The organism is Asticcacaulis sp. AND118, assembly GCF_020535245.1.
In the GTDB taxonomy this organism is placed as follows: Bacteria; Pseudomonadota; Alphaproteobacteria; order Caulobacterales; family Caulobacteraceae; genus Asticcacaulis.
Map to the genome: position 1 here is coordinate 748,835 of NZ_CP084910.1, position 11,858 is coordinate 760,692.

The window sequence follows — 11,858 nt, forward strand, 5'->3', positions numbered from 1 at the left end:
GTGACGCAGTAAGGGCTCAGGCAGCTTTATTGTTGGCTTGCTCGTAGGCTTCGATTTCCGGCAGGCGCTTGAGCAGCCAGCCCATGGCGTCCACGCCTTCCAGCAGGCACTGGCGCGCGAAGGCTTCGACCTGAAAGGTAACGGCGGTGCCGTCTTCCAGCGTCAGGGTGCAGGATTCGAGGTCGATGGTGACGCGCTGCTGCGGGTTTTGCGTCAGCTTGTCGTGGATGTCGGGCGACACCACGACCGGCAGCAGACCGTTCTTCAGGCTGTTCGACTTGAAGATGTCGGCGATCTCGGTCGAGATGACGGCCTTGAAGCCATAGTCCATCAGCGCCCACGGGGCGTGCTCACGCGACGAGCCGCAGCCGAGATTGTTGCCGGCCACCAGCACGCGGTGCTCGCTCGCGTCGATCTCGTTGAGGATATGCGGCTTGTTCGAGCCGTCGGCATTGTAGCGCCAGTCGTTGAAGGCGACCTTGCCCAGACCCGCCTTGGTGGTGGTGGTCAGGAAGCGCGCCGGGATGATCTGATCGGTGTCGATATTGGCTTCCGGTAGCACGACGATGCGCGAGGAGAAGCTGTGGTTGGGTTCTTGGTTCGACATTTGGGTTCTCTTTCTACCTCCTCCCCTGCGAAGCGGGGGAGGTGCCGAGCTTGTCGAGGCGGAGGGGGCAAAACCATCGGAGGAGGCCCCCTCCACCACGTCGTGGTCCCCCTACCCCGCTACGCCCAAAGGCTTGCAAGGGAGGAGAAAAGTTTACGCGCTCTCAAGCTGCATGAATTGACGGGGGTCGGCCACGTGGCCGGCGATGGCGGAAGCGGCGGCCGTAGCGGGCGAGGCCAGCACGGTGCGCGAGCCGGGCCCCTGACGGCCTTCGAAATTGCGGTTCGAGGTCGAGACGGCCAGTTGGCCCGGCAGCACGAAGTCGCCGTTCATGGCGATACACATCGAGCAGCCCGGCAGACGCCATTCGGCGCCGGCTTCGAGGAAGACCTCATGCAGGCCTTCCTTCTCGGCTTCGACGCGGACCCATTCGGAGCCCGGCACGATCAGGGCGCGCACGCCCGGAGCGACCTTGCGGCCCTTCATGATGGCGGCGGCGGCGCGCAGGTCAGCCATGCGGCCGTTGGTGCACGAACCGATGAAGACCACATCGACCTTCTCCACCTCGCGGGCCTCGCCGCCGGTGAAGCCCATGTACTTCAGTGCGCGTTCTTCGTCTTCGTTGGCGGCCACCGGCACGCCACGGACGATTGGCGCGCCTTGGTCGGGCGAGGTGCCCCAGGTGGCCATCGGCTCGATAGCCGAACCGTCGATGGTGATTTCGGTATCGAAGGTCGCACCGGCGTCGGACTTCAGTTCCAGCCATTGCGCGGCGGCTTCGTCATAGGCCGCGCCTTGCGGCACGTACTGACGGCCACGCAGCCACTCGACCGTCTTCTGATCGGGGGCGATCATGCCGCAGCGGGCACCGGCTTCGATCGACAGGTTGCAGACCGTCATGCGGCCTTCCATGTCGAGCGCTTCGATGACCGGGCCAGCATATTCCAGCGCGTAGCCGGTGCCACCTGAGAAGCCGAGCGTATTGATGACGGTCAGCGCCACGTCCTTGCCCGTCACGCCCGGTTGCAGCGCGCCGGTGATGTTGATGCGCATGGTCTTGGGCTTGCGTTGGGCCAGACACTGGGTGGCCAGAACGTGACCGACTTCCGAGGTGCCGATGCCGAAGGCGATGCAGCCGAACGCGCCGTGGGTCGAGGTGTGCGAGTCGCCGCAGACGACGGTGAAGCCCGGCTGTGTCAGGCCCATTTCCGGCCCGATGACGTGGACGACGCCGCGGTTTTCGGCGTCGTAGCCGAACAGGCGCAGACCGTGGTTCGCCGCATTGGCCTCCAGCGTCTCGACCTGCGTCTTGGCCTGAGCCGTGACGTAGGGGCGGTTGCCCTGCGCATCGGGGGCCAGAGTCGGGATCGAGTGGTCGAGCGTGGCAAAGGTGCGGTCCGGACGGCGGACCTTCAGGCCGCGCGCTTCCAGTTCGGAAAAGGCCTGAGGACTGGTCACCTCATGAACCAGATGCAGGTCGATATAGAGAACGGCGGGCTTGTCCGCGCCTTCTTCCTCAACGATGTGGCGTTCCCACACCTTCTCGAACAATGATTTGGGTTTTGACATGATGGTCGTCCTGAGTGCCTTCGGATACGCGGCTGTCCGTACAGTCAGGCCCCCGCCGCTGCGGTTCGGTTGAACCGTAGCGGCGGGGGCGCTGGTGTCGGGCAGGCCTTCTGATTTATGCCGGAACCTTGGCGTCGACATAGTCGAGCCAGCCCCAGCGGTCTTCGGTGGTGCCGTTGAACAGGCCGTGGAAACGTTCCTGCAACAGCTTGGTGATCGGTCCCGGACCGTTTTCGCGGGTCGGGATGTCGTCGATCGAGCGGATCGGGGTGATTTCAGCCGCCGTGCCCGTCATGAAGACTTCGTCGGCGAGGTAGAGCATTTCGCGCGGTAAATCCTGTTCGAGGATTTCGATGCCTTCGGCGCGGGCCAGCGTCAGCACGGAGTTGCGCGTGATGCCGCCCAGAATCGAGGCCGAAACCGGCGGGGTGTAGATCTTGCCGCCCATCATCAGGAACAGGTTTTCACCGGCCCCTTCCGACAGACGTCCGTCGACGCCGAGGCCCAGACCTTCGACATAGCCCTTCGAGCGCGCTTCGCGGCCGATCAGGTAGGACGACAGGTAGTTGCCGCCAGCCTTGGCCATGACGGGGATGGTGTTCGGCGCAGCGCGGTTCCACGACGAGACGATGACGTCCACGCCCTTGGTCAGGCCCTCGTCACCGAGGTAAGCGCCCCACGGGAAGGCGGCGATGGCGACATCGACCTTGACGTTTTCGGGCTTCGGCGTGACACCCATGCCGCATTCGCCGAGGAAGGCGATGGGGCGCAGATAGGCCGACTTCAGGCCGTTGACGCGCAGGATTTCCTTGCACGCGGCGTTGAGTTGTTGAAGCGTGTAAGGGACCGGCATGTGATAGATGCGGGCCGAATCGAGCAGGCGCTGGGTGTGCTCGGTCAGGCGGAAGATGGCCGGGCCCCTGGGCGTGTCATAGGCGCGCACACCCTCAAAAACGGACGTGCCGTAGTGGAGCGCGTGGGTCATGACGTGGACCTTGGTGTCCTCCCACGGCTTCAGTTCACCGTTGAACCAGATTTTTTCAGCGAGCGGTTTCATGTTGTTTCTCAGAATTCAGGTTATTCGAGGCATTCTTCCTGTCGTGCAGGAAGACGTATTTTTCAAAAGCGTCGCACATGGCGCGAAGCCCGGCCCATACAGGGTCGGGGCCGCGACCACGGCCCCGATATGCCTCACCCTTAATCTGTAAACTGATTTCTGCAAAGGCCCCGCCATCGAAGGTGAACCCCGACTGGATGATTTCGCAGTCATTGACACGCGCCTCGATCTGATAGGCGTCCACCAAGGCGCGGAACCCGGCCTCGAAAGCGTTGAGCCCCGTGGCCGTGACCTTCAACGGTTCGCCGTTGTCGCGGAACAGGTCGAGCGTGATCGAAACGAAGTCTCTGGTGACTTCGCTCGACACCTTGAACAGGCGCGCGTCGTCCTTGTCGGCATTGTCGCGCGTCAGAAGCGACATCAGCTCGAACTCGTCGATTTCGCCGATCTCGTCCGCGCGGCGCTTGAAGGCGGCGAACAGGTCGCCCAGCGACAACTCGTCGAGGTCGAAGCCCAGCGCCGCCGCCTGCTTGGCGATGGCGTGGCGGCCCGAATGTTTGCCCAGCACCAGGTTGGACTTTTCCGCGCCGACGTCTTCGGGGCGCATGATCTCATAGGTGCGCGCGTCGGTCAGCATGCCGTGCTGATGGATGCCGGATTCGTGGGCGAAGGCGTTGCGGCCGACGACGGCCTTGTTGCGCATGACGATGGTGCCGGTGGCGCGCGACAGCAGGTGGCTGGCCTTGCTCAGCAGCGGCGTGTGGATGCCGGTGTGCAGCTTGAACAGTTCCGGGCGCGTGCGCAGCGCCATGACGACTTCTTCCAGCGCCGCATTGCCCGCGCGCTCGCCGATGCCGTTGATGGTCACTTCGATCTGACGCGCACCGGCTTCGAGCGCGGCCAGCGTATTGGCGACGCCGAGGCCGAGATCGTCGTGATTGTGCGCCGACAGGATGACGTGCGGGTGATCCTTCAGGGCCGCCTTCAGGTCGGAGAAGATCTGGAAGATCTCCTTCGGCGTGGTGTAGCCGACCGTGTCGGGGATGTTGAGCGTGCGCGCCCCGGCTTCGGCCGCGGCGATGCAGACCTCGTGCAGGAAGTCCTGTTCGGTGCGGATGGCGTCTTCCGGCGAGAACTCGACTTCATCAAAAATGGTCGAGGCGTAGCTGACGGCCTTGTGAGCGATCTCGACCACCTGCTCGCGCGTCTTCTTCAGCTTGGCCGCGCGATGGATGGGCGAGGTGGCGAGGAAGATGTGGCAGCGCTTGCGCTTGGCCGGCAGGAGCGCACGGGCGGCGGCGTCGATGTCGGACTCCAGCGCACGCGAAAGCGAGCAGAAGGTCGGACCGACGACTTCGCGGGCGATGGTGCGGATGGCTTCCTCATCGCCGGGCGAAGAGGCGGCGAAACCGGCTTCGATGACGTCCACGCCCAGATCCTTGAGCGTGTGGGCCAGCATCAGCTTGTCCTTGACGCCCAGCGAAAAGCCGGGGGCCTGTTCACCATCGCGCAAGGTGGTGTCGAAGACGATGACGCGGTTGGGGTCGTTGGGGACTACGGCATTCATGATGGAACTCAGGCGCTCAGTTTTTCGGCGGATGGCTCGGCATTTTGCGCCCGTTCCGGCGCGTGCTCAAGCCGCTTGATGCCATAGAGGCGATCGATTTGCAGGCCCAGAATATCGATATTGCGGCCCGCATCGCGCGGACGCACGGTGACGCTCAGGCCGCGCGTGTCGGCCCCCAGGTCGTACATGTCGATTTGGTCGATGTGGAAGCCGCGGCGTTCGATGAGGCCGAGCACACGCAGGAGCGTGCCTTCCAGACGGTCGATCTCAATATGAATCGATTGGCTCATCCCAGCGCTCCTCCATCATTTCAGCGTTCGACGCGCCCGGCGGCACCAGCGGCCAGACGTTTTCGCGCGGGTCGATCAACACATGCAACAGGGTCGGGGCGTCGGCGGCCAACAGCCGGTCGATGGCGCCCTCGACCTCATGACGCTGGGTGATGCGGAATGCGCTCAGCCCGAACGCCTTGGCGACTTCGACGAAGTCCGGATTATCGGACAGGTCGATTTCGCTGTAGTTTTCTTCGTAGAACAGTTCCTGCCACTGACGCACCAGCCCCAGCGAGGAATTGTCGAGCAGGACGATTTTCAGATTGATGCCGTAGCGCCGCAGCGTCGCCATCTCCTGAATATTCATCATGAAGCTGCCGTCGCCGGACACCGTGACGACGTGGTGGTCGGGCAGGCCGAGCTTGGCCCCCATACCGGCAGGCAGGCCGTAGCCCATCGCGCCGGAGCCGCCTGAGGTCAGGTGCGCCAGATTCTGCTCGAATTCGCAGTGCTGGGCGACCCACATCTGATGCTGGCCGACGTCACAGGCGACGATGAACTTCTTGCCCGCCTTTTCCGACAGCGACTTGAGCAGGCCCGGCGCATAGACGCCCTTGCCCGGCGCATCGTACTTGAAGCGGTGCTGCCACTTGTTCGTCTTGTTGAACTTCACCCATTCCGAGATGTCGGGCATCTTCGGCTGAAGCGCGGGCAGGGCCTGCTTCAGGTCGCCCAGAATGGCGACGTCGGCGCGGCGGTTCTTGTGGAATTCGGCCGGGTCGATGTCGAAATGGATGACCTTGGCGTGGGGCGCGAAGGCCGACAGCTTGCCCGTGGCGCGGTCGTCGAAACGCGCGCCGACGGCGATCAGCAGGTCGGTTGCCTGCACGGCCATATTGCCGGCACGGGTGCCGTGCATACCCAGCATCCCCAGATGCAGGTCGTGATAGGTCGAGACCGTGCCGAGGCCTTTCAGCGTCGAGACGAAGGGGATGCCGGTGCGTTCGACAAAGTCGCGCATCTCGGCATCGGCATCGGCCATGTGCACGCCGCCGCCGATATAGAGGAGGGGCTTTTGGGCCTGTTCGATCAGAGCCCTGGCAGCGTCGATGCTTTCGGCCTTGGGCGCAGGCGGCGTCCAGGCGGGCAGTTCGCCCATTTCGGAGGCTTCGACAAAGCTGGCGGCGACGTCCTTCGGAATATCGACGAGGACCGGGCCCGGACGGCCTTCCTTGGCGATGGCGAAGGCGCGGGCGAGGATAGCCGGGATTTGCGCGGCGTCGCGCACCAGCCACGAATGTTTGACGACCGGCAGGGTCAGGCCTAGAAAGTCCACTTCCTGAAAGCCGTCGGTGCCCATCAGGTGCGTCGCGACCTGACCGGTGATGAAGACAACCGGGACCGAGTCCATATAGGCATTGGCGATGCCGGTGATGAGATTGGTCGCGCCGGGCCCGGAGGTGGCCATGCACACGCCGACGCGGCCGGTGGCGCGGGCGTAGGAATCGGCGGCGAAGGACGCGCCTTGCTCGTGGCGCACCAGAATGTGACGCAGGCCGGACCCGGCCAAGGCGTCGTAGATCGGCATGATGGCGCCGCCCGGATAACCGAACAGCACGTCTACGCCCAGCGCTTTCAGCGTTGAGATGACGAGTTGCGCGCCGGTCGGTTTATTGGTGGGCATGAGTCTACTCGGTGTGATGGTTTTTATCATCCTCCCCTGCTTGCGGGGGAGGTGGCGGCGAAGCCGACGGAGGGGGCATTTCATATGAGGGATGCCCCCTCCGTCATTTTCGCTTTAGCTCAATGACACCTCCCCCGCTTTCGCAGGGGAGGAGGGGCATGGCTTAACCGTTACCTTTTTGGTTCAGCCACGACATGCGCGAACGCAGGTCACGACCGACGCTTTCGATCGGATGCTCGAGGTCCTGACGCATCAGGGCCGAATAACGCGGACGGCCGGCCATGTTTTCGAGGATCCAGTCGCGCGCGAAGTCACCCGATTGAATGTCGTTGAGCACTTCTTCCATGCGCTCGCGGGTTTCTTCGTTGATGATGCGCGGGCCCGAAACCAGATCGCCGTACTTGCAGGTTTCCGACACGAACGAGTGCATCTTTTCGAGGCCGCCTTCGTACAGCAGGTCGACGATGAGCTTGAGTTCGTGCAGCACTTCGAAATAGGCGATTTCCGGGCGGTAGCCGGCGTTGGTCAGGGTTTCAAAGCCCATCAGGATCAGTTCCGAGGTCCCGCCGCACAGAACGGCCTGTTCGCCGAACAGGTCGGTTTCGGTTTCCTCGCGGAACGAGGTCTCGATCACGCCGCCGACGGTGCCACCGATGCCGCGGGCATAGCCCAGAGCCTTGCGGGCGGCTTCACCGGTGACGTCGCGGTCCACGGCGAACAGCGACGGCACGCCGCGGCCGCGCTGATATTCGCGACGGACGAGGTCGCCCGGACCCTTGGGCGCGACGAGGATGACGTCGAGGTCGGCGCGGGCGGTGACGCGGCCGTAGAGGACCGAGAAGCCGTGGGCGAAGAGCAGCGCCGCACCCTTGGGGGCGTAGGGCTCGATCTCGTCCTTATAGATGTCGGCGTGCGACATGTCGGGCGTCAGGAGCGCGATGATGGTGGCGTCCTTCACGGCGTCCTTGATTTCGGCGGTGGCGAGGCCGTCAGCCGTGGCCTTGGTGTGGCCGGCGCCGCCGGCGCGCACGCCGACGATCACGTCCGCGCCCGATTCCTTCAGGTTCTGGGCGTGGGCGCGGCCTTGCGAGCCGTAGCCGATAATGGCGATGCGTTCGCCCTTCAGGCTGTCCGGCGAAACGTCGTCGTTGGTGTAGATTTTCACTTGGGAGGCTCCATTGAGTGCCGGCTTTGCCGGTCGCTTTGAAAGGAAAAGGGAAAAAGGTGATCAGGCCTGAGCGGCAGCCGCTTCTGCCATCAGGGCGGCGTACTTGCCCATGGGCGCGAAGCCGTTCTTGACCTTCGAACCGCGCGGACCCTCCGCACGGCGCGCGACCATGTCGGCGTCGATGTCGAGACGGCGGTTCTTGATGTCGATGGTGATGGTGTCGAAATTCTGGACATAACGGATGGCCTTGCCGACGTGACCGATCACGATACCATCTGACGATGCGGCGAAACGGCCATTCGAGATCAGGCTGATGTCGCGCAGGCCCGCCGCTTCGATCGCGCCGTAGATGGCCGACATTTCCGCTTCGTCCGCCGCCGCGATGACGATGGCCTCACCGTGGGCGACGCGGTCTTCCGCGATGGCGGCGATGGCGTCGGATTCCATGGCGAAGACGCGGGCGCGGGCTTCGTGCGGGTCGCGCTCGAAACCGCCGCCGGTCATCACGCAGCCTTCCGGCGACAGCGACCCGTGCAGGATCACGAAGTTCGAAGCGGGGAGGGAAGCCGGGTCGATGATGCGGGCGTGAGCGTTCATGGCGAAATCTCGGTGTGTGGGGTGGTACGCGGAATACTGAGTGAAAGATGTTAGGCGGCAGGCATGTACAAAAAAGCCCGCTCTGGTCAGGGAGCGGGAGGACGTTTGTTCCTCATTAGGCGGGTTTAGACCTGCGCTACCACTCCGTGATCATAGGACGTACAAGTACGCCTACGATGAGTAGGTTAATCAGGGCTACAATGGCGACGGACGCGGCAGCGGAAAGGTTCAGGGCGATCCCCGAAACATCTTTCTGAGCAGCGATGGCGATAGCCTTGCGCACGTGTGCGTCTCCGTCTGGCGTGGCCACATTGACCGCGTCTGAGAGCATATAGACTGAAAACCTTGCCGATTGCAAAGGCAAAATTGAAAAAAAATTTCTTGAGGCGGCGAATGCGCTGGTTAATCAGGTAAAAATTTATCTCATATTGCCATTAGTGGAAATTATATTTCTGGTATGCGGGGTTGTCGAAAAAATTACCCCATAACCGCCGGGCTTTGCGCAAGACTTTCGCAGGAGCAAAAAAATGACTCCGGCGCCTTGTGGGCAAATGGCCGCCGCCGGCTCTGTTGCAATTCGCCGCGTTCGTTTTATATGGCCTACTATATATAAAGTAGTCACCGAGGTTCCCATGCCCGCTTATCGTTCACGCACCACGACTTTCGGCCGCAACATGGCGGGCGCGCGTGCGCTCTGGCGGGCGACCGGCATGACCGACGCTGACTTCTCCAAGCCGATCATCGCGGTCGTCAACTCCTTCACGCAGTTCGTGCCGGGCCACGTCCACCTGAAGGATCTGGGGCAGATGGTGGCGCGCGAGATCGAAAAGGCCGGCGGCGTGGCCAAGGAATTCAACACCATCGCGGTCGATGACGGCATCGCCATGGGCCACGGCGGTATGCTCTATTCGCTGCCGTCGCGCGACCTGATCGCTGACAGTGTGGAATATATGGTCAATGCCCACTGCGCCGACGCCATGGTGTGCATCTCGAACTGCGACAAGATCACGCCGGGTATGCTGATGGCCGCCATGCGCCTCAACATCCCCTGCATCTTCGTTTCCGGCGGTCCGATGGAGGCCGGCAAGGTGGTATGGCCGGACAAGGACGGCGTGAAGCGGACCCATGCGCTCGATCTGGTCGACGCCATGGTGCAGGCTGCCGACGATTCCATCTCCGACGAACAGGTCAAGGCCGTCGAAGAAGCCGCCTGCCCGACCTGTGGTTCCTGCTCCGGCATGTTCACCGCCAATTCGATGAACTGCCTGACCGAGGCGCTGGGTCTGTCCCTGCCGGGCAACGGCACGACTCTGGCCACCCATGCCGACCGCAAGGCGCTGTTCTGCGAGGCCGGTCGCCTGATCGTGGAAAACACCCGCCGCTATTATGAGACGGATGACGCTTCGGTCCTGCCGCGCTCCATCGCCACTTTCGAAGCGTTCGAGAACGCCATCCGCCTCGACATCGCCATGGGCGGTTCGACCAACACCGTGCTGCACCTTTTGGCGGCGGCGCAGGAAGCGGGCGTGGACTTCACCATGAAGGACATCGACCGCCTGTCGCGCACGACACCCTGCCTGTGCAAGGTGGCCCCGGCGACGTCGAGCGTACATATCGAAGACGTTCACCGCGCCGGCGGTATTGTCGGGATTCTCGGCGAACTGCACCGCGGGGGTATGCTGCACGGCGAAGTGCCGACCGTGCACGCGCCGACTCTGGCCTCGGCCATCGCCCATTGGGACATCAAGCAATCGAACGACGAGCGCGTGGCGACCTTCTTCAAGGCCGCGCCGGGCGGCGTGCGCACGACCGTGGCCTTTTCGCAGGAGCGCCGCTGGGATGAGTTGGACTCAAACCGTCAGACGGGCGTGATCCGCTCGGTCGAGCACGCCTTCACCAAGGACGGCGGGCTGGCGGTGCTCTACGGCAATATCGCCGAGAACGGCTGCATCGTGAAGACGGCGGGCGTCGATGAGGAGATCTGGCGCTTCAACGGCAAGGCGCGGGTCTATGAGTCGCAGGAAGACGCGACCCAAGGCATCCTCAACAACGAAGTCCAGCCGGGCGAAGTGGTGGTCATCCGCTTTGAAGGGCCGCGCGGCGGTCCGGGCATGCAGGAAATGCTCTACCCGACCTCGTATCTGAAATCGAAGGGGCTGGGCAAGACGTGCGCGCTGCTGACCGACGGGCGGTTTTCGGGCGGCACGTCGGGCCTCAGCATCGGCCACGCTTCGCCGGAAGCCGGGCAGGGCGGCCTGATCGCGCTGGTCGAGAATGGCGACACGATCGAGATCAATATCCCTGAGCGCACGATCAGGCTGGCCGTATCGGACCCCGTGATTGCCGAGCGCCGCGCCAAGGAAGAGGCGCGCGGCAAGGACGCCTATACGCCCAAGAACCGCGAGCGCTATGTCTCGGCGGCGCTTCAGGCCTATGCGGCCATGGTCACCAGCGCCGATACCGGCGCGGTCAGAGATGTGAGTTTGCTGCGGAAGTAAATCCCTTTCGCCGCACGCGGGGAGAGGGGGTAGTTTTTCATTCCCAATTCATCTGGCGCGTCGTATCGTCCCCTCATCAACAGGGGACACCATAATGGACCGGCGTTTTTTCATAGCGGCACTGATTTCGGCAGGATGGACGACGACGGCGTCGGCCGAAAGCGACCTGTCGAAGATCATCAAGTCGGTCACGGCGTCCAAGGGTGGGCTGACCAATGCGCAGGCCGATTCCGGGTTGCGTGAAGCCTTGTCGTTGGGGGCCGCCGCTGCCGTAACGCGCGTGGGGAAAACCGACGGTTACTGGGCCGACAATCTGATCCGCATTCCGCTGCCCGATACCTTGTCCAAGGTGCAAAGAACGTTGAAGCCGCTGGGGATGTCCGGCGCGCTCGATGACGTGCACCTCAAGATGAACCGTGCCGCCGAAACCGCCGCGCCGGTGGCTAAAAGCCTGTTTGTCAATGCGATCAAGGCCCTGACCATTCAGGACGCCATCGGCATCGTCAGGGGCGGACCGACCTCAGGTACGCAGTACCTGCAAAAGACGACGACGCCGCGCCTGACGACCCTGTTCACGCCGCCGATCCAGACAGCGCTTCAAGAGACGGGGGCGGTGCAGGCGCTCGACCGCGCCATTCAGCGCAACGGCCTGAACAGCTACATCAAGAAAGAGCCGAAGGTCTATCTGAGCGAGTTTGCCGTAGGCAAGGCGCTGGGCGGCCTGTTCCACTATGTGGGCACAGAAGAAACGGCCATCCGCACCGATCCGGCCAAGCGCACCAGCGCTATCCTCAAGACGGTGTTCGGATAGTCGCCGCCCCGTTCAAATAAAAGTCTTA

The 11,858-nt window shown here is 63.2% G+C and carries 10 protein-coding genes; 2 read left to right on the forward strand and 8 right to left on the reverse strand.

The window, feature by feature from the left end; all coding sequences use genetic code 11:
- Positions 1-16 precede the first annotated feature (16 nt).
- The 8 genes from leuD to LH365_RS03580 form a co-directional block, all read right to left on the reverse strand.
- Complete coding sequence (gene leuD / locus LH365_RS03545) at positions 17-607, reverse strand: 3-isopropylmalate dehydratase small subunit (RefSeq protein ID WP_226744829.1); 591 nt, start codon at positions 605-607, stop codon at positions 17-19.
- Positions 608-760: 153 nt separating this feature from the next.
- Positions 761-2,176, reverse strand: a complete 1,416-nt coding sequence (gene leuC / locus LH365_RS03550; RefSeq protein WP_226744830.1) for a 3-isopropylmalate dehydratase large subunit — start codon at positions 2,174-2,176, stop codon at positions 761-763.
- Positions 2,177-2,291: 115 nt separating this feature from the next.
- Positions 2,292-3,233, reverse strand: a complete 942-nt coding sequence (locus LH365_RS03555) for a branched-chain amino acid transaminase (RefSeq protein WP_226744831.1) — start codon at positions 3,231-3,233, stop codon at positions 2,292-2,294.
- Positions 3,217-4,800, reverse strand: coding sequence for a 2-isopropylmalate synthase (locus LH365_RS03560; protein ID WP_226744832.1), 1,584 nt, complete (start codon positions 4,798-4,800; stop codon positions 3,217-3,219). Before LH365_RS03560 ends, LH365_RS03555 begins: the two co-directional genes overlap by 17 nt.
- 8 nt (positions 4,801-4,808) lie before the next feature.
- Positions 4,809-5,090 carry an ACT domain-containing protein gene (locus tag LH365_RS03565; RefSeq protein WP_226744833.1) on the reverse strand — a complete coding sequence of 94 codons (282 nt, stop codon included), beginning with the start codon at positions 5,088-5,090 and terminating at the stop codon, positions 4,809-4,811.
- Positions 5,068-6,756 (reverse strand): acetolactate synthase 2 catalytic subunit, encoded by a 1,689-nt coding sequence (gene ilvG / locus LH365_RS03570; RefSeq protein WP_226744834.1) that lies wholly within the window; start codon positions 6,754-6,756, stop codon positions 5,068-5,070. The genes LH365_RS03565 and ilvG overlap by 23 nt, the downstream gene beginning before the upstream one ends.
- Before the next feature lie 163 nt (positions 6,757-6,919).
- Complete coding sequence (ilvC, locus tag LH365_RS03575; protein ID WP_107873572.1) at positions 6,920-7,921, reverse strand: ketol-acid reductoisomerase; 1,002 nt, start codon at positions 7,919-7,921, stop codon at positions 6,920-6,922.
- A gap of 63 nt (positions 7,922-7,984) precedes the next feature.
- On the reverse strand, positions 7,985-8,521 hold the full coding sequence (locus tag LH365_RS03580) for a dihydroxy-acid dehydratase (protein ID WP_226744835.1): 537 nt from the start codon (positions 8,519-8,521) through the stop codon (positions 7,985-7,987).
- Positions 8,522-9,153: 632 nt separating this feature from the next.
- Between LH365_RS03580 and ilvD the strand changes: the two genes are divergently transcribed.
- Both ilvD and LH365_RS03590 read left to right on the forward strand, forming a co-directional pair.
- Positions 9,154-11,019 carry a dihydroxy-acid dehydratase gene (ilvD, locus tag LH365_RS03585; RefSeq protein ID WP_226744836.1) on the forward strand — a complete coding sequence of 622 codons (1,866 nt, stop codon included), beginning with the start codon at positions 9,154-9,156 and terminating at the stop codon, positions 11,017-11,019.
- A 94-nt stretch (positions 11,020-11,113) separates the two neighbouring features.
- Positions 11,114-11,830: a DUF4197 domain-containing protein gene (locus LH365_RS03590; RefSeq protein WP_226744837.1), complete on the forward strand. Its 717-nt coding sequence runs from the start codon at positions 11,114-11,116 to the stop codon at positions 11,828-11,830.
- Positions 11,831-11,858 lie beyond the last annotated feature (28 nt).